At 59.5% G+C, this 23,605-nt stretch carries 25 protein-coding genes and 1 tRNA gene; 14 read left to right on the top strand and 12 right to left on the bottom strand.

Annotated elements, in window-relative coordinates:
* Nucleotides 1-221: 221 nt before the first annotated feature.
* The gene (locus FH08_RS0114340) at nucleotides 222-710 is read left to right on the top strand and encodes an aminoacyl-tRNA deacylase (protein ID WP_031358986.1); all 489 of its coding nucleotides are present in this window, start codon (nucleotides 222-224) and stop codon (nucleotides 708-710) included.
* Between the two features lie 82 nt (nucleotides 711-792).
* Nucleotides 793-1,530, top strand: a complete 738-nt coding sequence (locus tag FH08_RS0114335) for a BON domain-containing protein (RefSeq protein WP_031358985.1) — start codon at nucleotides 793-795, stop codon at nucleotides 1,528-1,530.
* A gap of 79 nt (nucleotides 1,531-1,609) precedes the next feature.
* On the opposite strand, the gene FH08_RS0114330 is transcribed toward FH08_RS0114335, so the two are convergent.
* Entirely contained in the window at nucleotides 1,610-1,984 is a 375-nt protein-coding gene (locus FH08_RS0114330; RefSeq protein ID WP_031358984.1) for a DUF2784 domain-containing protein, read from the bottom strand.
* A gap of 123 nt (nucleotides 1,985-2,107) precedes the next feature.
* On the opposite strand from FH08_RS0114330, the gene FH08_RS48420 reads away from it, so the two are divergent.
* Entirely contained in the window at nucleotides 2,108-2,347 is a 240-nt protein-coding gene (locus FH08_RS48420; RefSeq protein WP_051888275.1) for a hypothetical protein, read from the top strand.
* A 261-nt stretch (nucleotides 2,348-2,608) separates the two neighbouring features.
* Nucleotides 2,609-2,836, top strand: a complete 228-nt coding sequence (locus tag FH08_RS0114315) for a hypothetical protein (RefSeq protein WP_051888274.1) — start codon at nucleotides 2,609-2,611, stop codon at nucleotides 2,834-2,836.
* A gap of 609 nt (nucleotides 2,837-3,445) precedes the next feature.
* Here the strand turns inward: FH08_RS0114315 and FH08_RS0114310 are convergent.
* From FH08_RS0114310 to FH08_RS0114290, 5 genes are all read right to left on the bottom strand, one after another.
* Nucleotides 3,446-3,522, bottom strand: a tRNA-Pro gene (locus FH08_RS0114310).
* 170 nt (nucleotides 3,523-3,692) lie between these two features.
* Complete coding sequence (locus FH08_RS0114305) at nucleotides 3,693-4,070, bottom strand: hypothetical protein (RefSeq protein ID WP_035566229.1); 378 nt, start codon at nucleotides 4,068-4,070, stop codon at nucleotides 3,693-3,695.
* A 122-nt stretch (nucleotides 4,071-4,192) separates the two neighbouring features.
* Nucleotides 4,193-5,161, bottom strand: a complete 969-nt coding sequence (locus FH08_RS0114300) for a LysR family transcriptional regulator (RefSeq protein WP_035566226.1) — start codon at nucleotides 5,159-5,161, stop codon at nucleotides 4,193-4,195.
* A gap of 62 nt (nucleotides 5,162-5,223) precedes the next feature.
* Nucleotides 5,224-6,213, bottom strand: coding sequence for a LysR family transcriptional regulator (locus FH08_RS0114295; protein WP_200878742.1), 990 nt, complete (start codon nucleotides 6,211-6,213; stop codon nucleotides 5,224-5,226).
* A 24-nt stretch (nucleotides 6,214-6,237) separates the two neighbouring features.
* Nucleotides 6,238-7,053, bottom strand: a complete 816-nt coding sequence (locus tag FH08_RS0114290; RefSeq protein WP_031358979.1) for an IclR family transcriptional regulator — start codon at nucleotides 7,051-7,053, stop codon at nucleotides 6,238-6,240.
* Between the two features lie 247 nt (nucleotides 7,054-7,300).
* Between FH08_RS0114290 and FH08_RS0114280 the strand changes: the two genes are divergently transcribed.
* The 8 genes from FH08_RS0114280 to FH08_RS0114245 all read left to right on the top strand — a co-directional run bounded on the left by FH08_RS0114280 (nucleotide 7,301) and on the right by FH08_RS0114245 (nucleotide 16,876).
* Entirely contained in the window at nucleotides 7,301-8,002 is a 702-nt protein-coding gene (locus tag FH08_RS0114280) for a 3-oxoacid CoA-transferase subunit A (protein ID WP_031358977.1), read from the top strand.
* A gap of 88 nt (nucleotides 8,003-8,090) precedes the next feature.
* Entirely contained in the window at nucleotides 8,091-8,759 is a 669-nt protein-coding gene (locus FH08_RS0114275) for a 3-oxoacid CoA-transferase subunit B (RefSeq protein ID WP_031358976.1), read from the top strand.
* Nucleotides 8,760-8,772: 13 nt separating this feature from the next.
* Nucleotides 8,773-9,975, top strand: coding sequence for a 3-oxoadipyl-CoA thiolase (gene pcaF / locus FH08_RS0114270; protein ID WP_031358975.1), 1,203 nt, complete (start codon nucleotides 8,773-8,775; stop codon nucleotides 9,973-9,975).
* The gene (locus FH08_RS0114265) at nucleotides 9,975-11,360 is read left to right on the top strand and encodes a 3-carboxy-cis,cis-muconate cycloisomerase (protein WP_031358974.1); all 1,386 of its coding nucleotides are present in this window, start codon (nucleotides 9,975-9,977) and stop codon (nucleotides 11,358-11,360) included. Before pcaF ends, FH08_RS0114265 begins: the two co-directional genes overlap by 1 nt.
* Nucleotides 11,360-12,148: a 3-oxoadipate enol-lactonase gene (gene pcaD, locus FH08_RS0114260; protein ID WP_031358973.1), complete on the top strand. Its 789-nt coding sequence runs from the start codon at nucleotides 11,360-11,362 to the stop codon at nucleotides 12,146-12,148. Before FH08_RS0114265 ends, pcaD begins: the two co-directional genes overlap by 1 nt.
* Nucleotide 12,149: 1 nt before the next feature.
* Entirely contained in the window at nucleotides 12,150-12,536 is a 387-nt protein-coding gene (gene pcaC / locus FH08_RS0114255; RefSeq protein WP_031358972.1) for a 4-carboxymuconolactone decarboxylase, read from the top strand.
* 590 nt (nucleotides 12,537-13,126) lie between these two features.
* On the top strand, nucleotides 13,127-15,715 hold the full coding sequence (locus FH08_RS0114250; protein ID WP_081889476.1) for a YadA family autotransporter adhesin: 2,589 nt from the start codon (nucleotides 13,127-13,129) through the stop codon (nucleotides 15,713-15,715).
* Nucleotides 15,716-15,811: 96 nt separating this feature from the next.
* Nucleotides 15,812-16,876 carry an OmpA family protein gene (locus FH08_RS0114245; RefSeq protein ID WP_031358970.1) on the top strand — a complete coding sequence of 355 codons (1,065 nt, stop codon included), beginning with the start codon at nucleotides 15,812-15,814 and terminating at the stop codon, nucleotides 16,874-16,876.
* 241 nt (nucleotides 16,877-17,117) lie between these two features.
* Here FH08_RS0114245 and FH08_RS0114240 read toward each other — a convergent pair whose 3' ends face one another.
* Complete coding sequence (locus FH08_RS0114240; RefSeq protein WP_031358969.1) at nucleotides 17,118-18,422, bottom strand: DUF3443 domain-containing protein; 1,305 nt, start codon at nucleotides 18,420-18,422, stop codon at nucleotides 17,118-17,120.
* Nucleotides 18,423-18,432: 10 nt separating this feature from the next.
* Nucleotides 18,433-18,927, bottom strand: a complete 495-nt coding sequence (locus FH08_RS0114235) for a DUF2844 domain-containing protein (protein WP_031358968.1) — start codon at nucleotides 18,925-18,927, stop codon at nucleotides 18,433-18,435.
* Between the two features lie 518 nt (nucleotides 18,928-19,445).
* On the opposite strand from FH08_RS0114235, the gene bamC reads away from it, so the two are divergent.
* Both bamC and FH08_RS0114225 read left to right on the top strand, forming a co-directional pair.
* Nucleotides 19,446-20,657, top strand: coding sequence for an outer membrane protein assembly factor BamC (gene bamC, locus FH08_RS0114230; protein WP_031358967.1), 1,212 nt, complete (start codon nucleotides 19,446-19,448; stop codon nucleotides 20,655-20,657).
* 679 nt (nucleotides 20,658-21,336) lie between these two features.
* Nucleotides 21,337-21,624 carry a putative quinol monooxygenase gene (locus tag FH08_RS0114225; RefSeq protein ID WP_031358966.1) on the top strand — a complete coding sequence of 96 codons (288 nt, stop codon included), beginning with the start codon at nucleotides 21,337-21,339 and terminating at the stop codon, nucleotides 21,622-21,624.
* A 100-nt stretch (nucleotides 21,625-21,724) separates the two neighbouring features.
* Here FH08_RS0114225 and FH08_RS0114220 read toward each other — a convergent pair whose 3' ends face one another.
* The 4 genes from FH08_RS0114220 to FH08_RS0114205 all read right to left on the bottom strand — a co-directional run bounded on the left by FH08_RS0114220 (nucleotide 21,725) and on the right by FH08_RS0114205 (nucleotide 23,514).
* Nucleotides 21,725-21,988: a hypothetical protein gene (locus FH08_RS0114220; protein WP_031358965.1), complete on the bottom strand. Its 264-nt coding sequence runs from the start codon at nucleotides 21,986-21,988 to the stop codon at nucleotides 21,725-21,727.
* The gene (locus tag FH08_RS0114215) at nucleotides 21,985-22,203 is read right to left on the bottom strand and encodes a hypothetical protein (RefSeq protein ID WP_031358964.1); all 219 of its coding nucleotides are present in this window, start codon (nucleotides 22,201-22,203) and stop codon (nucleotides 21,985-21,987) included. Before FH08_RS0114215 ends, FH08_RS0114220 begins: the two co-directional genes overlap by 4 nt.
* 12 nt (nucleotides 22,204-22,215) lie before the next feature.
* Nucleotides 22,216-22,455 carry a hypothetical protein gene (locus tag FH08_RS0114210; RefSeq protein ID WP_031358963.1) on the bottom strand — a complete coding sequence of 80 codons (240 nt, stop codon included), beginning with the start codon at nucleotides 22,453-22,455 and terminating at the stop codon, nucleotides 22,216-22,218.
* A gap of 279 nt (nucleotides 22,456-22,734) precedes the next feature.
* Complete coding sequence (locus FH08_RS0114205; RefSeq protein ID WP_081889474.1) at nucleotides 22,735-23,514, bottom strand: YdcF family protein; 780 nt, start codon at nucleotides 23,512-23,514, stop codon at nucleotides 22,735-22,737.
* Nucleotides 23,515-23,605 lie beyond the last annotated feature (91 nt).

Genomic DNA, 23,605 nt, shown 5'->3' with positions numbered 1-23,605 from the left:
GCCGCCCTCGTCCAGTCGTGGATGTGGGGCCATTATTGGCGAAAATGAATCCGTGTGCCATACGGGGTAATCGTCTCTTCGTCTGTTTGTCCGTTTGTCGTCATGCCTGCGCAGTCAAAGCGCTGCCGTCAGCCTATTTTTCACACGCCGGCGAAAGCGAACTATCCTTAAGAATGATTCGCAATGGTTTCAAGTTTCCTTCCTTCCAAAGGAGGTGCGTCATGTCAATGTCTGCCACTCTCCAGGACTGCCTGCGCAGCAAGGGCTCCCGGTACGAAATCGTGCATCACCGGTACAGCCATTCCAGCATCGAAACAGCGGCGGCAGCGCATATTCCCGGCGATCGCCTCGCCAAGACAGTGCTTCTTGAGGACGAACACGGCTATGTGGCGGCTGTGCTGCCATCGACTTACGCCGTTCGGCTGTCCGAGCTTTGGGCGCAGACTGGACGCCACCACCTGGTGCTGGCCAAAGAGGTCGATCTGCGGGAACTATTCAAGGATTGCGACGTGGGAGCGCTTCCGCCGGTGTGTACTGCCTATGGCATGTACACCTATCTTGACGAGAGCCTCGCCAGCCAGCCGGACGTCTATTTCGAGGCCGGCGATCATGAGGAGCTGATTCACATGGGCACGGATCAATTCCTGGATCTGATGGATCAGGCCGAGCGCACACGCTTCGCCCGTCGCACGCAGGGTATGCAGACTTGAACGGCACCCGCCTGATGCGGCAAGACTTGCGCAGTGCGGCATCAAGGGCGCTGCGCCACCCAACCTTTGCGCGAGACAGATCATGCAACGCAGCGATACGGTCTTGAAGCAGGTGATGGCAGCCTTCGAACGCGAATCCCACCTGAAGCTCCACAATCATCCTATTCATATGAGTTTCGATGGCGACGCCTTGACGGTGACAGGCGAGCTGCCGGATATCGCATCCAAGAAACGCCTTTTTCAGTTGACCCAGCTACACAGCGAGGGGATGCATCTGGTTGACCAACTGCGTGTCATCGCCAACCCGCCGGTGGGTGATGGCGAGCTGCGCACTCATATCTGCGACCGGCTGGCGCAGGCGATGGATTTCCGCAATTGCGTGATCTGTGCACGCCTTAAAGGCCAGCTCGAAGTTGTGCGCGGCACCATGGACCAGGCGGGCAACGATGGCAGCGGCGTCATCGAAGTGACGGTCGAGGACGGTGTGGTGACCTTGACGGGGCAAGTGATCAGCTTGTCTCACAGGCGCCTGGCGAGTGTGACCGCCTGGTGGGTCGGCGGCTGCCGCGACGTGGTGAACTTGCTGGAGCTCGTGCCCGCCGAAGCGGACGGCGACGATGAGATTTCCGAGGCCTTGCACCTGGTGCTCGAAACCGATCAGCGAGTGCGCGCCGAGCAGATCACCATCAATGTAGAAAACTACAAGATCACGCTGGCAGGTTGGGTGGCGACCGAAGCCGAAAGACGGCAGGCGGAACAGGACGCCTGGTGTCTGGATGCTATCGAGGGCGTCGTTAATCACATCCAGGTGCGGGCTTGAGCTGGCTGTAGGTCTGCGTAGTGCTTCCCGTAGCGCGGCAAAGCGCCTGCGAGTTAGGTGCGTTAGTTACGTGCGCTAGTTACGTGCGCGGTCGGGGCGGAACCAGGCGCCAGGTCAGCAGCACCATGAGAGCAAACACCACGTATGCGAGAGTGAACACCCACGCCGACACATCGTAGTAGAGCAAACGGCTCACCCAACGCTGGATGAAACCTTGCGTCCCCACTGAGCCATTGCGCAGCCAGTCTTCCAGCACGGTCAGGGGGCAAGCCAATCCCAACAGTGACAGGGCCGACACCAAGCCTATCGCAAACAGATGAGTCAGCCGGAACAGCCGACTGCGTACCCATTCCGAACCGAGGCCGGAGCCAATCCAGATCGCAGGAAGTCCGCCCACGATAAATAGCGCGATCAGCGCGTGCACTACGAGCACCGCATCGGCTAGCCGGATCATCATGTCCTCACACTTGCGCGGTTACTTTCGAGCGGTTTTTTTGCGACGCACACCGCACTTTGGCTAAAGTTTTCGCAATTCTTGTCGTCATACAGAGCGCTACCTATTGGACCGGAGACCGCAATGAAGTCGGTAAGCGCAGAAATCGACATGGTGGAAAAGACGCTGAAAGAGCTCGTTCGGCGTCCACGCTTGATTCGCAGCAACTACTGGTCTACGCACATAGAGTGTCTTCTGGCGCGCCCAGGACTTCGGGTCCAAGACAAAGTACGGTTAGCCGCTCTGCACGATTTAATCGGCACCGTGGCGCCGACCGGTCAGATCTCCCGGGATTTGCCAGCCGACGCCTTGTCTGCGAGCTGATCAGGGAACGGCTGTCTGCGGATTGTCGCCTCGATACCGAAACGATGGGTCTCTTCGCCGACAACGTGGCCGGCAGGGTCGTCAAGGCGTTGGACGAACGGGAAAAGAAGCGTAAGAAGGTTTGAGGGCGCTTCGGGGACGTAAGGTGTACGCGCGGTCGCATTTTGGGCTCGAATCCAGTCGTTGGGTACAATTGCGGCCCATGCTGCGCATCCCAATCATCCTACAAATACTATGGTGAACTTATTGTCAAGACAGCCAATGCACGCTCTGGTTGATCAGGAACTGGCCCACATTGAGGCGATCATTCAGCATTCGCTGTCCGAAATCGAGATCAATCCTTTCTTAACCTCGCCCTACTGGCGCCGCCGGGTCGCCGATCTGCTGGACTGCATCGAAAGGTCGCCATCCCAGCTGCGACGCGCTGACGCCCTGATCGTCGCACTTGATCAGTTCGATGAGCAGTGTGCGTTCTCGGAAAAACCGTAAAGAGTGTCCTAAAATTTATGGGTGGGAATACCCATAATTATTAAGCGGACACTGACATGCATGCCATTCCTGTTCCATATAAGGGCTGGATATTGGTCCCCTTGGCTGTCGGTTCTGCCGGATCGTTCGCTTCCATGTTAGTTCTACGAGGACCTGACGGCCGTCACCGCGCTCTTGGTTCGCTTGGGGACTTCGCCACTGAGAAGGAAGCATGCGAGTGTGCGATCAAATATGGCCGGACGACGGTCGACAAGCAGACCTATAAAAAGACCTGCGTGTCCCGAAAAGCGGCAGCTTGAGAGCCCTTCTCGACGTTGTTGCACCCCCTAGTTAATTTCTCCTCGCCCGCCTGCCGCGCAAGCTTGCCGAGCGCTCCTCGTTGCAATCAATTGCTCGGTGTAAGCGTCTGCTTACAATGTCCTGCGTTTGTCGCTGCTACCCGCGCGTGAGCTTGGCGTGATACCGCGCCCGCGCCATCGCCAAACCGTCTTGCAATCAATTGCGCAGCCTATGCCTGTCCACTGCGGCATGACCGCCGGTCAACGTTGGAAGCAAGAAAAAAGGACTTAGCCCGTTAAGGCTAAGTCCTTGATTTTCCTACTACTATCTTGGTCGGGGCGACAAGATTTGAACTTGCGACCCCCTGCACCCCATGCAGGTACGCTACCAGGCTGCGCTACGCCCCGAAAGAGGAAAAGTATATCAGACACTCTTTGGTTTTAGAACCTGCAGACTCATATTTGATGCAAAAGCCCGTCAGTTTCACTCTTCCATCGCGCAAATGGCGTTCATTCCGCCAGCGTGCCGGATGCCGGAACACGATCCGCGGTTCGGGCCGGCCACATGACCAACAAACTCAATACCGCAACTCCGACTGTGTGTATTCAGACGTATGAATAGTCACCGATTGCTCGACCGGGCTTCGGCTCCTTGCGCGAAACCTCAAAGCCATCAAGGCGGCGGCGACGCAAGGAATCGCGTAAGACACTGCGCGCTCACCGCAAGCGGACAACGACGATAGATCGATGTATCGCTCACGATCGGTGGTGGTAGCTGAAGCAAAAACGAAAGTCAGCGTGAAATCCAGCAGCATCGCGAGGCAACAGAAGCCAATGAAAATCAGCGGGCCGTTCAGCACGGGCGCGCGACGTCCGGTGTTCAGCGTGTTGCAGACAAATACAAACGCCGCCAACAGCACGAAATTGAGGATCAACGGAAACCAGGGGAAATTCATCACACGCCCGCTTGGTGGTCTTGGTAGTGGAAGGAAAAGAGCCATCGATCGTGGGTTCCAGCGAACCCAACGAGCGAAGTGGCGCGATCTTCACACGAGCGGCAACGTGATTTGAATACGATTTATCCTAGTTTTCCGGCGGCTGGCGAAGATCCGCGCGAGCGGGCAGGGGCAGCCGGACGCGGCATCGAACCATCGACGGAATCATCGGCGGCGAGCGCCTCCGAGACGAAATCGATGAACGTCCGCACCTTCGTCGTCATGTATTTGCGGCTCGTGTAGACGGCGTACACGCGTGGTGCGAACGTCGTGTACTCGGGGAAAAGGCGCGTCAGTGCGCCTGACGCCAGTTCCTGCGCCACGATCCATTCGGGGAAGTAGGCGAGGCCGATGCCCGCGCGCACGAGTTGCAGCGACATGGAGCTGTCGTTGGTCTTGAGCACGGCACTGTTTTTCACCGCGAACACGCCGTCCGGACCGGAGAATTCGACGGTTTCCAAACTGACGTATGTCGGCAGCACAATCTCATGACGTTCGCTCAGTTCGCTGGGACGCTGCGGATAACCCCGCCGCTTCAGATAGTCCGGCGAGCCCACGAGCACGAACGGTACTTTGCACAGCGGTCGCACGATCATCGTAGGGGACGGTTCAGACGTCGCCCGCAACGCCATGTCATAGCCTTCTTCCACCAGATCGACGAAGCGGTTTTCCAGTCGCAGATCGATCAGCACGTCCGGATAACGCGCCCGATACGCGACCAGGATATCGGCGAACTTCGCGGTCGCGAACCAGCCCGGCGCGGTGATCTTCAGCACGCCTCGCGGCTGATCGGTTTGCGATCCGACTGCAGCCTCAGCAGCTTGCAGGATATCCAGCGCTTCCCGGCACTGCTCGTAATAAACACTACCAACTTCCGTCAGGCTCAGATGACGCGTCGTCCTGTTCAGCAAGCGAACACCCAGTTGCCGTTCAAGATTGGCGACGTGCTTGCTGGTCATCGCCGTGGAAATATCCAGCCGCTCGGCAGCTTTGACAAAGCTGCCTGCTTCGACAACATCGCGGAACACTCGCAGACTGGTCAACGCATCCATAGCACGGGCATCCAAAAAACGGCATCCATGACACTTTCCTAACAGGAAACAAGGTGCTCAGTTTAGCGGCGTTTGTCTTCCCGCCGCGCTTGCTCGGGTCGCTTGGGCCGTTTGGGCCATTCGTCGAGTTCATCGTTGAAAAGCGCCGCAACCACGCCGCGCAGCCACATGGTGCGCGGATCGTTGTGAAACTTGCGATGCCAATGCTGCTTCAGGTCGAAGTTAGGCAAGGGCAGCGGCGGTTCGGCCAACGTGATGGACGCGTGTTCAGCCACGTACGCATAGCCGATGGCGTGCGGCACCGTCGCGATCAGGTCGGTACGCGACAGAATGAACGGCAAGGACATGAAGTGGGGCGTCTCGAGCACGGCGCGGCGGCGGATGCGTTTCTTGTCGAGGAAATTCTCGAGGATTTCCTGGCTTCGGCCCTCGGCCCGCACGACCGCGTGGCCGCATTCCACATACTGCGCGAGCGTCAGCGGGCCGCGCGAGTACGGGTGATCGCGCCGCATCAGGCAAATGAAGCGATGCGAAAAGAGCCGCTGCTGAAAGAAATTGTTGCCGGCGAGATCGGGGAAATAGCCGATGGCCAAATCGATTTCACCGCTTTCCAGGCCCCGCTCGACCTGATCGTGTTTCAGCGACACAGAGCGCAGATTTGCCCGTGGCGCGACGCTGGCGAGCGTCTGCAACAGGCGCGGCAAGAACACGATTTCACCGACATCCGAGAGCGCGATGGCGAAGGTATCGGTGGTGACGGCGGGATCGAAGTGCTGGGTATCGAGCAATCCTCGCTCGATCCGGTTCAGCGCCTCGCGAGCCACGGGCACAAGCGCGAGGGCACGTGGAGTAGGCTCCATGCCGCGCGATGTCCGCACGAACAGCGGGTCGTTGAAATACACGCGCAAGCGGCCGAGCGCCGTGCTGACTCGCGGCTGGCTCACGCCAAGCTGTTCGGCTGCACGGCTCACGTTGCGCGTGTCCTCGATCGCGACCAGATACGGGATCAGGTTCAGGTCGAGGTCGAGCAGCGCGAGGTCCCCGGGTTTCATCGGCATGATTCTGTCGGCCTCCGCCTAGCCTCGTCTTGCGACCATCTCGGAAACACGCTGGGCCGCGTCCAGCAGCGGGTCGAGAAACGCCTTCACCATCTGCTTCGCGTTCTTGCGCTGCGCGTTGCCGCTGATATTGAGCGCCGCTATCACGCGTCCCTGGCGGTCGCGGATGGGCGCGGACATCGAAATCAGGCCTTCTTCCAGTTCCTGGTCGACGATCGACCAGCCTTGCTTGCGTACCACGGCGAGCGCGGCTTTCAGCGCGGTTTTATCGATGATCGTGCGCGGCGTGCGGGCTTCCAGCGGACTGGTATCGAGCACGGCGTCGAGTTTGTCTTCGTCGAGCGCGGCGAGCAGCACGCGCCCGAGCGACGTGCAAAACGCGGGCAAACGGCTGCCGATGGACAGGTTGATCGTAATGATCTTATGCGTGGGCACGCGAAGCACGTACACGATTTCCGTGCCGTTCAACACGGCGGCCGAACAGCTCTCATGCACCTGACCCACCAGTTCTTCCATCACCGGCTCGGCCAGATTCCAGAATGGCATCGATGTCAGGTAGGCAAAACCGAGGTCGAGGATTTTCGCGGTCAGCGTGAAATAGCGGCCGTCGGCATCGACGTAACCAAGCGCCTGCAGCGTCAACAAAATGCGGCGCGCGCCGGCGCGTGTCAGTCCCGACGCGGCGGCGACTTCCGACAAGGTCTGCGCCGGACGCGTAGCATCGAAGGAGCGAATCACCGATAAACCGCGCGCGAACGATTGCACATAGGCATCGCCGGGCCGCGACGGAGACTCCGGGTCAGGTAAATCGGCTTCGACAGGAGTGGAAATCATCGTGGTTTCGTCCTATTGGTCAGGCAAGAACGCGGGCACATTGCGAGCGCATCGGTACAAACCCGAGGATCATTGACAGCGCAACGAATGCGGGAATACCATGCGTTTGTTCGCTAAACGAATCGATGTTCGCACAGCGAACTTTAAAATGCAAGCGTTGCTGGTTGGACTCAAGTTACCCGGCGCGCTTTGATTCAGTTGCAATGCGGCTTCGATGCATTCGGCACTCGTCAAAGGAAGAGACGGCATGATCAACAAGATTTTCGACTCGCTGAGTTCAGCGGTGAAAGACGTTAAGGACGGCGCGACCGTGATGATCGGCGGGTTCGGTACGGCGGGCATGCCGTCGGAACTGATCGACGCGCTGATCGAGCAGGGCGCGCGTGAACTGACCATCGTGAACAACAATGCGGGCAATGGAGAGACCGGCCTCGCTGCGCTGTTGAAAGCGAAACGCGTACGCAAGATCATCTGCTCGTTTCCGCGGCAGAGCGATTCGCAAGTGTTCGACGGCTTGTATCGCGCGGGCGAACTCGAACTCGAACTCGTGCCGCAGGGCAATCTCGCTGAGCGCATTCGCGCGGCGGGCGCGGGTATCGGCGGATTTTTCACGCCTACGGCCTACGGCACGAAGCTGGCTGAAGGCAAGGAAACGCGTTTTATCGATGGCCGGCATTACGTGCTCGAAGCGCCGCTGCACGCCGATTTCGCGCTGATCAAGGCATTCAAGGGCGACCGGTGGGGCAATCTCGTGTATCGCAAAACCGCACGCAACTTCGGGCCGATCATGGCGATGGCCGCAAAAACGGCGATCGTGCAGGTCTCGCAAGTCGTGCCGCTCGGCGCGCTGGATCCGGAAGACATCGTGACGCCGGGCATCTTCGTGCAGCGCGTGATCGAAGTGCCGCAAGCGGTGCACGCGGCGGAGCTGGCGGCGAAAGTGGCTTAATTAGAGCCTCTTTAGTGCAAGCGGGATTTTCAAGGCTCGCTTCTCAGCTCAAGCCGCAACAACGAATGCATCAAGCAAGGACATCGACATGAAAAAACTGACTCGTGACGAAATGGCGAAACGCGTCGCCCTCGACATTCAGGAAGGCGCGTATGTGAACCTGGGCATCGGCGTGCCGACGCTCGTCGCCAACCACCTCGCGACGAATCGCGAAATCTTCCTGCATAGCGAAAACGGTCTGCTGGGCATGGGCCCGGCGCCCGAGAAGGGCGCGGAAGACGACGAACTGATCAACGCCGGCAAACAACATGTGACGCTGCTCACCGGCGGCGCCTATTTCCACCACGCCGATTCGTTCGCGATGATGCGCGGCGGCCACCTCGACATCTGCGTGCTCGGCGCGTTTCAGGTATCGGCCAAGGGCGATCTGGCGAACTGGCACACGGGCGCGCCCGATGCCATTCCCGCAGTCGGCGGCGCAATGGATCTTGCGATCGGCGCAAAGAAGGTCTACGTGATGATGGAACTGCTCACCAAGCAGGGCGAGAGCAAGCTGGTGGCCGAGTGTTCCTATCCGGTGACAGGCGTGAATTGCGTGAACCGCGTGTACACGGATCACGGCATGTTCGACGTGACGCCCAATGGCTTCGTGGTGCGGGAAATTATCGAAGGCCTGTCGTTCGACGAACTGCAGAAACTGGCGCAAGTGCCGCTGACGTTTGAGCCGCTCGAAGCGGCCACACCACTCGACGCGTAATCAGGAGAAGTGCATGAAAGAAGCTTTTATTTGCGACGCGATTCGCACGCCGGTCGGCCGTTACGGCGGCGCGTTGTCCTCAGTTCGTGCCGATGACCTCGGCGCCGTGCCGCTGCGCGCGTTGATGGAACGCAACAAGGACGTGGACTGGAACGCCGTCGACGACCTGATCTTCGGTTGCGCGAACCAGGCCGGTGAAGATAACCGCAACGTCGCGCGGATGTCTGCTCTGTTGGCCGGTTTGCCCGACGGCGTGCCCGGCTCGACCATCAACCGCTTGTGCGGATCGGGCATGGACGCCATCGGCGTGGCCGCGCGTGCGATCAAGTCCGGCGAAGCAGCGCTGATGGTTGCGGGCGGCGTGGAAAGCATGAGCCGTGCACCGTTCGTGCAGGGCAAGGCGACCACGGCGTTTTCGCGTCAGGCAGAGATCTTCGATACGACCATCGGCTGGCGTTTCGTCAATCCGCTGATGAAGAAACTGCATGGCGTGGATTCGATGCCGGAAACGGCCGAAAACGTCGCGACCGACTATAAGGTGAGCCGCGAAGACCAGGACGCGTTTGCTGTGCGCAGCCAGCAGAAAGCGTCGCGCGCGCAGAAGGACGGGACGCTCGCGCAAGAGATCGTGCCGGTGTCCATCGCGCAGAAAAAGGGCGATCCGGTGCTGGTTTCGCAGGACGAACATCCGCGTGAAACGAGTATGGAAGCGCTCGCCAGACTGAAGGGCGTCGTGCGTCCGGATGGCACGGTGACGGCGGGCAATGCGTCGGGCGTGAACGATGGCGCGGCGGCTTTGCTCATCGCCGATGAAGACAGCGCCAAGCGTTTCGGCCTCGTGCCGCGTGCGCGCGTGTTGGGCATTGCAACCGCCGGCGTGCCGCCGCGCGTGATGGGCATCGGCCCGGCGCCGGCGTCGCAGAAGCTGATGAAGCGTCTGGGCATGACCATCGATCAATTCGATGTGATCGAACTCAACGAGGCGTTTGCATCGCAAGGGTTGGCCGTGCTGCGCATGTTGGGCATTGCCGATGACGATCCCCGCGTCAATCCGAACGGCGGCGCAATCGCGCTCGGCCATCCGCTTGGCATGAGCGGTGCGCGCCTGGTCACGACCGCGACGTATCAGTTGCATCGGACCGGCGGACGCTTTGCGCTGTGCACGATGTGTATCGGCGTGGGGCAGGGCATTGCGATCGCCATCGAGCGTGTGTGATGTCTGAGCCGACATTTTCGGCGGCGGGAAGGCTGACGGACCTGATCTGCGGCACACGCGAGATGAACGCCGTGTGGTCCGCGCGTCAGACCGTCCAGTCGATGCTGGATGTGGAGGCGGCGCTTGCCCGGGCATCGGCTTTGCATGGCGTGATCCCTTCGGGCGCGGTCGACGCGATCGTGGCTGCTTGCAACGCTGATCTGATCGATGCCGACGCGTTGATGGCCGGCGCCGCATCCGGCGGCAATCTCGCGATTCCGCTGGTGAAGCAACTGACCGCCGCAGTCAAACTCAAGGACGCCGATGCCGCCAAGTACGTGCATTGGGGCGCGACGAGCCAGGACATCATCGATACCGGTACGGTCTTGCAGTTGCGTTCCACGTTCGATTTATTGGAAGCGGGTTTGACCGAGGCTTGCGACGCGCTCGCACTTCAGGCGCAGAAATATCGGACGACGCCGGCGATCGGCCGGACCTGGCTTCAGCAGGCCTTGCCGATCACGCTCGGCCTTAAATTCGCCCAATGGCTCGACGCGTTGACACGCCATCGCGAGCGTCTCGCGCAGTGTCGTTCGCGCGTGCTCGCGCTGCAATTCGGCGGCGCAGCGGGCACATTGGCGAGCTTGAGGGACAAGGCGCCGTTGGTCGCGCAATCACTTGCCGATGACCTCGGCCTGCAACTCCCCTCGTTGCCGTGGCATACCCAACGCGATCGCATCGCGGAAGCAGCGGCATGTTTCGGCATGCTGACCGGTACGCTCGGGAAAATCGCCCGCGATATCTCGCTGCAAATGCAGACGGAAGTCGGCGAACTGGCCGAACCGGCTGCCGCGGGCAAAGGCGGTTCGTCGACGATGCCGCACAAGCGCAACCCCGTGGGCTGCGCTGCTGTATTAACCGCTGCCATGCGCGCGCCGAATCTGGTCGCGACCGTGTTCAGCGGCATGGTTCAGGAGCATGAACGCGCGCTCGGCGGCTGGCAGGCCGAGTGGGAAGCGCTGCCCGATCTTGCCCGCCTGACGGGCGGTGCGCTTGCGCAGATCACGGCGATCGTGTCGAACATTGAAGTGAACGCCGATCGGCTCGCAGCCAATCTAGATCTCACGCACGGTCTGATTCTCGGCGAGGCCGTGATGCTCGCGCTCGGCGACCAAATTGGCAGGCTCGACGCGCACACGCTCGTGGAACATGCGTCGAAGCAAGCCGTGGCAAGCGGCGCGACCCTTTACGACGTGCTCTCGAACGACGAGCGCGTCACGCAACATCTCTCTCTTGTCCAGATGCAAGCCCTGCTCGACCCGGCGAACTACGCGGGCCAGGCGCACGCTTTTGTCGATGCCGCGCTGCGTGTGCATCGATCCCCTTCATCCAGGAGTCTTCCGTAATGCCATTTGCCGCCGTCAACGGTATTCAACTCTTCTATCGTATCGACGCCACCGCCGGGAGCGACGCGCCCTGGCTCGTGCTGTCGAATTCGCTTGGCGCCGACGTGTCGATGTGGACGCCCCAAGTCGAAACGCTCGCGGCTAAATATCGCGTGCTGCGTTACGACACGCGCGGTCACGGCCGTTCGGACGCGCCCAAGGGTCCGTACACGCTGGACCAGCTCGTGGGCGACGTGATCGGTTTGCTTGACACCCTCGGCATCAAGCGCGCGCACTATTGCGGCCTGTCGATGGGCGGGCTGACCGGCATCGCGCTCGCGGCGCGCCACCCGGAGCGCTTCGAGCGCGTGGTGCTGTCGAATACGGCGGCGCTGATTGGCTCGGACGCGATCTGGACGCCGCGGGCGGCGAAGGCCCGCGAGGAAGGCGGCATGCCTGCATTGGCCGATGCCGTCCTGCCGCGCTGGTTCACGGCTGGGTTCATGGCGGCGCAGCCGCTCATGCTGTCCGGTATTCGCGACGTGTTCCGCCACACGTCGGGCGAAGGTTATGCCTCGAATTGCGAAGCGATCCGCGATGCCGATGCGCGTGATGAAGCGAAGACCATCAAGGCGCCGGTGCTCGTCATTTCCGGTACGCACGACCAGTCCACGACCGCTGCGCAAGGGCGCGAACTGGCCGGATACATTGCGGGCTCGCGTTACGTCGAACTCGATGCAGCGCACTTGTCGAATATCGAGCAAGCGGACGTCTACACGAAAACACTGCTCGAGTTCCTGGGAGCCTGACATGACCGAAGACGAACGCTACGAAGCCGGCTTGAGCGTGCGGCGCGAGGTCTTGGGTGATGCGCACGTCACGCGCTCGCTCGAGAACCGCACGGATCTCACGACTGAGTTCCAGAACCTGATCACTCGCTACGCCTGGGGCGATATCTGGACACGCCCCGGCTTGCCGCGCCATACCCGTAGCCTCCTGACCTTATCAATGATGGTCGCGCTCAACCGCAGCGAAGAGCTCGCGCTGCATTTACGGGCGGCGAAAAACAACGGCGTCACGCGTGAGGAAATCAAGGAAGTCTTGCTGCAGACCGCTATTTATTGCGGCGTGCCGGCGGCCAACTCGGCGTTTCACCTCGCACAAAAAATCTTCGATGAGGAAGATCGCGCGGTGTAGTGATTGTCCTAGCGGTCAAACGAGTAAGGAGCAAAGGTGGAGACAAGCACGGCCTCGCTGAAGGTGTGATGGTTGGTCGAATGTTGTTTGGATGTCGTTTAATCAGGACGGCGGCGTGGTTCACCACGCCGCCGTCTTTGTATTTGGGGTAGTCAGTTTTGGTTCTTCACGCGCGTTGTTTGTTAGAACACGTGCTTTATGCTTCAGTCCTCCTTTGTTTAACTTGATCAGGATACACGCGAGGCGCATCCCCGGATATCGCGTCCGGTGCGTTGCTGTGAAATAAACACGAAAAGTGCGCAATATAGGCGTTAAACCTCTATCGAATGGCCTATCTCCCTTCGTTTTAAGAGTTTACTGATAGGGGAAATTTATCTTGACCTGTCACAGTGGCACACGAGCGTGCTACCGGCTTTCCGCCTGACAGGAACCACATTGATGACCGTCTGCCGGCTCCCGAAGCAATTCGGCGGCCGTGTGCATTCCTGCGCACGCTCAAGTCGTCGGTCCGGATTGATCGATCATCCGAACCGATGCCCAATGATTCCGAGGGCGCGTCCGCGTGTCTAAGACCTGAGTGAGCAAAAGAAATGAACAAGACGCAGCGCGTGGTATTGAAGAAGCAAGATGAAGTGTCCGCTGGCCTATGCGAGACTCGCTCGCACGGTCTTTCAGGGACCACGTACTCCAGCCGGCGATCGCGAATGGGCGCTGCACTATGGGTTGCGCTTGCTCCCGTCTCCCTGATGGCGGTGCCGCAAGTGTCGAGTGCTGTGCTGGTCGACAACCTGGCGAAGGCTTCGAGCGAATCCGCTCAGGTTTACTCATCACAAGTACGCGAGGCGTTGGGCGCCGTCGCGCCGTCCGTCGCGGGGTCGAGTAGCGAAGGAGCACGCCGGCTAGCGGCGGGGGCTTCGTCCGGGTCCGGCCTTACACCGGATCAGTTGATCGTGTCCGGGCCAATCGATGGCACGACTTACACCTCAGCGGCCGGCACGAATGCGGTTGCAATGGGTATAAACGCTCACGCAAGCGGGGATTATTCCGTTGCCGCCGGCTCATACGTCAGCGCGGAGTCCGGCTCGGTGGCGGTCGGCGGAGGGGTTTCGGCAGCGGGCAGCGAATCCACTGCGCTTGGCGTGCGCTCGTGGGCTGATTCGGACCATAGTCTTGCTGTGGGATGGCGTACGGGCGTTGATGCAAATGCGGCAGATTCACTTGCAATAGGCTCGTTCACGCGCGTTAATGCAGCGGGCTCGGGAGGCATCGGCAAGAATAACATCGTGGGCGGAGCGGGAAGCTACGTGATCGGAAACGGCAACAATGCATCTGGCGCGGATTCGTTCGTACTCGGCAGCAACGTAAGGGTGAAAGGGAAGAACAACGTTGTGCTTGGCGCGAACAGCGACGGTTCGCTGGATAACGTGGTGTCGGTGGGCAACATCGGAACGGAGCGACGGATCGTGCACGTGGCGCCGGGGATTGGCGCAGCGGACACAGTCAACATGAGTCAACTAAAGGCACTTGGCGCGACTACGAATACCCTGGGAACGATGACCAACGGCTTTGTCGCGTATGACGGTGTCGACAAGAGCGTGATTACGCTGGGCGCGGCATCGACTGGAACGCAGGGATCGACAACTGCACCTGCGGTGACGCTCACAAACCTGAAGGCCGGCGTGTTGAGCGCGCAAAGCAGCGACGCGGTCAATGGCGCCCAATTGAACGCGACAAATTCAGACGTGCAGGGCGTGGCTACCTCGCTCGCCACGCTGACTCAAGCAGAACCGTTGAAACTTTCGTACACGGACAACAGCAAATCGAACATCGTGCTGGGTGGCACCGGCGGCACGATCATTTCAAACCTAAAGGCGGGCGTGGCGGATCAGGATGCGGTGAATGTCGCTCAACTGAAAAACGCTGGGTTGATCAATTCGACGGGCAATACGCTTGCCGCCATCACCTACGACGCAAAAGCGGATGGCTCGGTCAATCGAAGCAGCGTGACGCTCGGTGGTTCGGACGCCACATCGCCGGTCGCATTGCACAACGTTGCGGCTGGGGTCGTAAAAGCAGGCAGCACAGATGCGGTCAACGGCGACCAGTTGTTCCAGACGGCGCAACTTGTAGACGGCCTGCAGAACGGCGCCGCACTCAAATACTTTGTATCGAACACAACACTTGCCGCAGCAACCGCAAATGGCCTTAACGCCACCGCGATCGGCGGTAACGCGCAAGCCGTTGCCGGCAACACGGTTGCCCTCGGCGCCAACTCGGTGGCGGATCGCTCGAATAGCGTTTCGGTGGGCGCAGCGGGCAATGAGCGGCAGATCACCAATGTCCAGGCAGGCACCGCCGACACGGATGCGGTCAACGTCGGGCAACTGAAGAGTGCGGGTCTTGTCGACCAGACTGGCAAGGCAGTCACCGCACTCGCTTATGACAAGAACGCAAGCGGTGCGACGGATTTCGGCAACGTCACGCTCGGACAAGGCATTGCAGGCGGAACTGCAATCCATAACGTAGCGGCCGGCACGCTCGCAACCGACGCCGTTAACCTGGGTCAATTGAACGATCTCGTTACCCATGTCAGCAACTTCGTGACATCAAGCAGCGCGCTTTACAGCGCTGCCGGAGATACATCGACTGAAGCAGCGACCGCGAGCGGGGCGCACGCAGTTGCGATGGGAGCGAACGCCACGGCCAGCGCGGCCAATTCAGTGGCGCTGGGAGCGGGCTCGCTGGCGGATCGCGCGTCGTCGGTATCGGTTGGAACGGTGGGCAGTGAGCGGCAGATCACCAACGTCGCGGCCGGTACGTCGGCAACGGACGCCGTCAACCTGAGCCAATTAAACCAGTCAGCCAGTTCCACGCTCAGTCAGGCCAACAGTTATACCGATCAGCGCTTCAACAATACCGACCAGCAAATTCGTGACCTCGACCGCAACACGCGCAAGGGGATCGCGTCTGCATCGGCCCTCAACGTCGTGACGCCGTACCTGCCAGGAAGAACGACGTTGAATGCGGGTGTCGCGGCTTATCGCGGGCAGGCGGCAATGGGTATTGGCGTTTCGCGCTGGAATGACAAGGGCAATATCAACTTCAATGGGGGAGTGTCGTCGTCGGGTGGCAACAGCACCATCGTGCGTGCGGGCGTGGGTTACGTGTTCGGCAGTTGAGCAGCGTAGCGCAATGAACATTTGCCGCCTTCACGGGCGGGTACGCACAGCAAGTCCACGGCGCTCGAGGCGTCGTCGATGTCACCGGGTAGAACCATGAAAAATATTATCCTCGCCGCAGCCTGCATCTATGCGCTCGCGGGCTGCGCCAACACGGAACTGCGTGACAGCCTGGGCATCCAGGATCCAACCGTTTTGCAAACGGGATTCGACACGCAGAAAAGTGCGCAAGCGGGTGCGGCTGTGGAGCCTTGGGCTAACGTCTACGGGCAAATTGAAAAGCCTCGTGAGGTGCTGGTACTACTGCAGGCACGACTCGACCAACTGGATCAACGCAAGGACAACTATTTTGGCTTCAAAGACCAATGCTGGATCGACGTTGCAAAAAGCGAGATCGATGCAGGAGATCGTTGGGGCTTTGTAGAGGAGTCTATCGGCGAGGCTGCGCACCTGACCGCCGGACTTGAAGGTACACAGCCGTTGTCGCCCGATAACCCGTCGCTGCGGACGGTCGCGGCGTTGCGCCCGGACCTGGAGACGGGCCTGCGGGCGTTGATTGCCGATCCGCGGTTTGTGTATTGCCCGCAGGCGCAAAAGCAGACAGCATGCGCCGAAGTCAAGTTGATGCATGCTGGCCATGATGCGTGGACCCGCCAGTTCGGTCAGGCAAAAAGCAAAGTCGACATGGTCGAGTCAACGCTCGGTGAAGCACGGCAGAGTCTTGATAGCTGCGTGGTTCCGCAGGAGGACTTGAGCTCGACCGACCCATTGCCCAAGCTTGTTGCGTTGCCTGTCGACGCATTGTTCGCGTTCAACGGCAGCAGTGTTGAATCGATCACATCGGAAGGCCGTGAGCGGCTCGATGGTTTAATTGCGGACGTGAAGGTCGACGGCGCGGTGTCGTCGATTACCGTGTCGGGCTTCACTGACCGTTTAGGCAGCGAGGCCTACAACCGGCGGCTCTCGCATCAACGAGCCGAGACTGTCCGGCGTTATCTCGTATCAGGTGGCGTGACGGCTCCAGTGCAGGCACGAGGTTTTGGCCGGGCATCGCCGGGAACGGATTGCCGGATGCAGGACCGACGCGCGCTGGTGACTTGCCTGGCAAACGACCGGCGTGTCGAGTTACGCTTTTCACACAAGGAAGATCAGGGGACGTGAAGACGCGTGGATTCCATCATGTACGTGCGTGTACCCGAGGCGATTAGCTTCATAACGCTGTGTCGGAGAACGTGGACGTGCTTTGCAGGAGGGGCAAGCGACGCTGTCGGGGGAAACACATATGCGTCCAACCGAGCACTCGGAACCGGGAGAACTCGAGCATACGCGGATCGTGACGAAGCCTTACATGTATGCCGCAGAGGCTCGGTGATCACGAGCCGCCGCGGCATAGGCTCAGGGTCTAGAACGCATAGTAGGGACCGTTACCTGCGGGTGTCGCACTTGCCTCTATCGCGGTAAAGACTCGTCTCCCGAAGAAGAAGGGCAGGCCCCAGTCAAAGTAGTTGCTTGCTGGTCCCGCCAGATTGCTGAGCGCGTTGTTGCCGCTTGCGAATAGCGAGGTCGCGTTGCCTATTGTGAACGTTACGTTGCTCGTTGCGCCATTGATACCGGCAACAGTTGCAGCCAGACTTTGCACGGCAGTAGGACAGAACCAGAAGCCGCACGCCGGCACGGAGCTCAGTGCGAAGAACATACCGTTCGATCCGCTGTCGATGAAACTCGTGCTGTAGCTTTGCCCTTGGAAGGCAGTCGAAACAAACCCTGTCATCGAGTTACTCGGAAGGACCTGGGCGCTGCCAAGCAGGTTGTTCGACTGTGAGCCAATTCCGAACGTCATGGTGCCGGTGACACTCGCGGCACCGGTGGCGGCAACCGCGGGAAGCTCGATGACAAGGCCATTGTTGTCGGTGGTGAATCGGCTTATCGGATTGGTCACCTGCTGTGCGACCGGTAGCGCAGCGGCCACACACGCGCCCGACGAGCAACTGTAGTACCAGCGTGGCAATGCGGTCGATGCGCAGCCGCTGCCGCAGTCGGCGCTGAACGGGCCTACGCCGAGAATACCGTTGCTTCGCAGCGCTGTGGCGGTCAGCATCGGCAGGCCCGAGTTACTGCAGTCCGTGGGTACGGCCGGAATGGCCGGGTCTGCGATGACCTGTATCGATGTCGCCGCTGCCACCTCGCCGGCCAGATGCACGTCGGCAGTACGCACCGAACCCCACGTGTAACCCGAGCCGAATACGGTGCAGCTCGCCGCGGTTGAACCCGTGCCGGCAGCCACGGAGGGCAGCACCAAAGTTGGCGCGAGCGCGGAAGCGAGAATGCGTAATCCCTGCGATCCCGTATCTACCTGGATATTGTTGATCGTCTGGCACGTGCTTGTTCCCGGAACGCAGATCGTCACGCTGGTCTGCAACATGTTGCGAGTACCGGTCGCGATTTGTGCAACGGTGATGGATTGCACGTTGGGCGTGGTCGACTGAGCGACCGTGTTGGCTGGCGCGCTCGCAGGGGCAGCAGATTGGGCGGGTGCCGCGGCAGCAGGAGCGCTGGCAGCGGGTGCTCCGCTAGAGGCAGCCGGGGAACTCGCCCCGGGTGCCGCAGCGCTGGTTGAGTCATTGCTGCCACCGCCGCCACCGCAGCCGGACATCGTGGCGCTGACGGCAACGATAGCCGCGATAAGTACACAAGTCAGGTTTCGCATGGTTGCCCCCTTATTCAATGTCTGCTGCCGTGACACCTGATGGCAACGCGCTGGGGAGCCAGGCACGGCCGCTGAAGTCACGCAGGCGCACCGCCGTTTCCGCCATCAGATCGCTGCTGCTCACCCGTGATGAGTGCAGCCCGCTCGCGTTGGGTAGGGCCATGCTTGCTTCTTGCCTATACCGATCGAATGAGGTGCCTAGCAGTACCGCGACATCGGGCATGGCCGGTCCGTCCCAACTGACGGCGTAGATCTGTCCAGAGGAAGACACGTACTGGCGTACGCGAATCTGATTGGCGTCGGTCGATTCCTCCCAGCGCACCGCGCTGTTTGCTGCCTGATGCAATACCGGAGCAGTGGCATCCGCCGGGTTGGACGAGCTCGATGTTCCCGCTGCATTGATCGCGACGGTGGCGCCAAGTTGTGCGTGCGCCGGTCCGCTTGCCGCAATCACCAGCGCAGCAGCGGTTGCCCGAAGAGGGGTGAGGGATTTGGTCTGTGGCATGGTGTTACTCCGTTCTCGTGGCCGTTCTTGTTATTGAAAACTAATTTTAGGATAACGATGCGTTGAAAAACAGAGATAGGAATCGTCTTGTAGTGTTTTTGGAAACATCTCAAAAATTAGTTAAAAGTGCTTATTAAACAACGTGTTGCTAACGAAAATATGACTAAGACAAGACAAGAGTAAATGTCATAAATTGTCTTCGTGATGATTTGGCGGACTGTTTTTGAGATGTTGCGGGTGTCGGCGGACGCGAGAGAAGCGCAGGGCAGAGAGTGCAGAAACGGATATGCGCAAGTGTGCTGAAACATCTCAGCAGACGTTCCGGTAACACCTTGGTGACACAATTCCCGTTCGAATTTCCCCGCATGAAATTCATGCGATGGCGACGTCGCTCGTACCGCGTCGTCCAAGCCTTACAGCGTCAGCGGCACTGTTTTTGCACGGCGACGCGCGGGACCGGTAAAATGCTTGGTTGATCCACGGAAAACGCCGTGGCGTAGCGGAAGGATTTCCCAAACATGACAGATTTTCGTGTGAACAAGCCGGCTTTGAAGGTCGCAGCCCTCTTGATGGTGGGAGGCGTTGTTGCCGGATGCGGTACGTCGTCTCCCGATGCAATCAATTACAAGAGCGATTCCCGGTCAAAACAGGCATCTCTCGCGGTCCCGCCCAATCTGCTCGATGAAACGGGGGATCAGCGTTCACTGCCGCCTCAGGGCGGGCAGGCCACGCTGTCGGACCTCCAGCAAGTGCAGAAGGTCGCGCCGAATGCGCCCACGGTCATCCCGCCGGTGTCGGGTATGCATATTCAGCGTGACGGCACGGAGCGCTGGCTGGTTATCGACACCCGGGCGCCAGACCAGGTCTGGCCGCAGATTCGTCGTTTCTGGCAGGAACAGGGCTTTCTGCTTGTCGTGGACGCGCGTGACAAGGGCGTCATGGAAACCGACTGGAACGAAACCCATCCGCAGATTTCGGACGGGCTGATTCGCAATACGCTATCCATGGCAACGGGCAACTCATACGTTGCAGCCGAACGCAACAAGTACCGCACGCGGCTCGAGGCAGCGCCGAACGGCGGCACGTATGTGTTCATCAGTCAGAAGGGCATGCGCGAAGCGCTGACGGGAACCAATAACGAGCAAAGCCAGTGGCAGGCCAAGCCGAACGACCCGGCGCTGGAAGGTGAATACCTGAAGCGCTTGATGGCGAACCTTGCACTGGCCGACGCGCGTCAGGCTAGCGGTCAGACCGGCGCCACCGACGCTGCCATGGCTGCGGCCGCGGCGGCAAGCTCGCCGTCATCTACCACTTCAGCGCAGAGAGCGGCACAGAACGCCGTCCTCGCAGCGCAGACGCCGATCAAGGAAGACGTGATACCGGAAGCGAGCTCGGTTGAGATCAACCTGCCGGAACCCTACGATCGTGCCTGGCTGCGTGTGGGTCTGGCGCTCGACCGGACGAACTTCACCGTCGACGACCGGGATCGTGGCCGCGGTATTTATTTCGTCCGGTATGTCGACCCGAAGGACATGACGTCGGCGGAGCAAGGGTTCTGGAGCCAGGTGTTCCACGGAAAGAAAGAGAAGCTGGCCAAGAACTACGAGATCAACGTGCGGGCGCTGACGGAGACGCAGACGCGTGTGTCGATCATCGACAGCAAGGGAGAGGTTGATTCCTCGCCGCAAGCGCGCCAGATCATGGGATTGCTCGACGACCAGTTGCGTTGAAGCAAATCGCAGCGACTTTCGGCAGACTGATTCAGGAAGCTGGATCAGCAAGTTGAATCAGTGAGCTGGATGTCACCGAAAGACTGCGCGTAACCACTAACACGCGACTAACCAGTCACCAACCCGCCCGCAGTTCAGGCGGGTTTTTTATATGTCTGAGATTAGTCGAAGCATTTGAAAATGCCTTTTGCATTCAAATGCGCGGTAACGCGCGCGAGTGCACGCGGTCGCTGCGTTACGCTTCGGGCGAAGGACCTCAGAGGAAGAAATCGGGAAGAGATCGGGAAGAGATCGGACCTCTCAATGATGTCGGTGTCACGGTCCAGCGGGTAGCTACATTGTTCGGTTCGGGCGCTGTTTTTGTTTTTTTTATGTGCGGGAAAGCTTATAGGAATCAACTGCATAGGGATTACATTGTATTTGTGGCATGTAATCTGCTCGGTGCCTGCGTAAAGCGGTGTCCTGCTTCACGTCGTCGTAAGTCACCAATTTTCTTTCACGAATTGCGGTCCGCTGGCCAAGCGGATCTCGATGGCCCCGTCGCCTATCCTCGTAGGGCGACGGCTTTTGCCCGCGTTCCCCAAAGGGAACGCGGGCTTTTTTCTGGTTCGTCCAAAAGCGGTTTCGGCGAGCGTGCCGCGCCGACGTTATGCTTGATCCTTTAATCTGGAGTCAAGTCATGACGGAAATTGCCGTGGTTGCAACATTCATCGCCAAACCGGGCAACGAAGACAAGCTGAAGGCAGCCCTGCAGGGCATCGTGACGCCGACGCTCAAGGAACCAGGCGCGCTCCAGTACGACCTGCATCGGGACATCAAGGAGCCACGCCGGTTTGTATTCTTCGAACGCTGGCTGAGCGAGGCGGCGCTGGCGCAGCACAATCAGACACCGCACATCCAGGCGCTCGGCAAAACACTGCCGGACCTGATCGAGCATGGTGAAATCAACGTGGTGGCAAAGCTCTGAGCCGCAGAATGGGCTACGCAGTCGTCACTGCGCCTGCGCGGCAATGGCTCACTGCCGCCACAACAGCCCTTAAGCATCAGCCCTTATTAAGCATCAGCCCTTAATGAGTCTCGTGCGGTACGTCGAGGATCAAGATGATGGTCCAGTCGGCGTCGCCGTCATGATGGTACTGACGCTCGGCCACGATAAACGGCTGTTGTTTGCCGTCCGGGCCGAGAAACAGCACGTCGCCCTCCATGGGCAGGCACTCCACGGGCGGTAGGGCGAGATACGCGTCCTTGTCCTTTGCGTTACGCGGCATCAGCTTTTCAATCTTGCGTGATGCTGCTTCGGTCCATTCGATATCCAACTGGATGTTGCTCATACGATCCTCCGCACACGAGTGCGATTCAATTTATCGACGCGGAATGTAGCATACGCCGGACCGATGAACGCATCGTTGCCTGAGTCGTTGCTATAAACAAAAGCCGGATACAACGCCTTGTGCGTCGTATCCGGCTTTTTTTGGGCGAACGGCTCGCTAAATGGTTCGCTGAATGGTTTGCCAACCGCCAACGTTTGCGCGCCGTTGCGACGCATGAACCCGATTGCTTATTCGGCCGTACCTTTCGAATGCTTCATGCCCGACTTCTTGTGATGCATGGTGCCCTTGTGCATCGGCATTTCGGTTTGCATGTTCGACTGACGTGACTGCAGGTCCTGCGCGCGCTGCTCGATATCCGAGATCTTGGCCGGATCCGTACTCATCGTGACGCCCTGATCGGATTGTGCGAATGCTGCGCTGGTCATTGCGCTCAGGGAAAACAAGACTGCCAGGGACATTTTCTTCATTGTTACCTCCATAGACTCGTTGAACCCGGGTTGGCCTGTCGCGATTAGCGAGACATTACACGCTGCGAAGCAAATACCGATCCCGCTCGCGAATCGTTACATGTAGTTACAGTGCCGTCACATTTCGGCAATGACACTGCGGTTCGACTCTAACAGAGCATCAGCCCGGCCAGTCGATTGACTGAGCCGGCGATAATACCGGCGAAGCGCATTGGTTTCTAGTACTGAATTTCGAGATGATTAACGGCCTTGACACCTGGCCGATAGCACCAAATCGATTCAATACAGCCCCACGCTTCGGTACACACGAAAGCGCAAGATACCGATCAGTTCATGCAGTGCAGTTTCAGCGTCGATGAAACCGCGCGAGCGGGGAAAGAATGTAGCCTTGGATTGCCGCACATTGCTGGTGAACGCTTGTGTGTCGAGGCCAAAAGCATTGAAGGCAAGCAATGACCGTGGCATGTGATAAGCGGACGTAATCAGGACCAGGGTTTCGTCGCGCTCCGGCTGCACGATGCTCGCGACATTGCGAGCATTTTGGTACGTATTGAGGCTTTCGTTTTCGAGCACGAGGTCGCTGGCGCTCACGCCGCGAGCGAGCAGGAAGGGTGCATAGTTGTCGGCTTCGGCCTGTTCATGATGCTGCGGATTGCCGCCGCTTACGATGACACGGCAAGCACCGCCCGCACGTCGGCACTCACGATACAGCTCGGCTGTGACAACAATACGCGTGAACGCATCGCGTTTTGGAACCAGGCGTTTGTCGTCGTCGTAACGTGTGCCGCCACCCAGCAGGATAAAAGTCGTTCGCGATGCGAAATGCACGTCCTGCGGCGTCGACTTCTCTTCGAACCCGCGCTGCGCAAGGTGAAGCAGGGGTGCCGAAAGCCAACCCGAGCCCAGCGCCCAGAACAGCGCGATGCAAACGAGCGCGACCGCACGCCGGCGTTGTCGCCAAACTGCGAATAGTGCAAAGAAAAGCAGCAATAAAGTTATAAGAACCAATTTGGTTTGAGGTAACGTATAGGTTTTCGAGATAATCCGCTTCGTGGTCATCGCATTCGTGAGAATGCATCGCCGGAACTGCGGGACGCGTTGTGTAGTGCGCGTTTAACGGGAGCTCGGAATTATAAGTTGCGGTAAGCAG

It is taken from the genome of Caballeronia sordidicola, assembly GCF_000729995.1.
Taxonomy (GTDB): domain Bacteria; phylum Pseudomonadota; class Gammaproteobacteria; order Burkholderiales; family Burkholderiaceae; genus Caballeronia; species Caballeronia sordidicola_A.
Note: the sequence above shows the minus strand (reverse complement) of the source record. Positions and strands in the feature narration are given on the sequence as shown.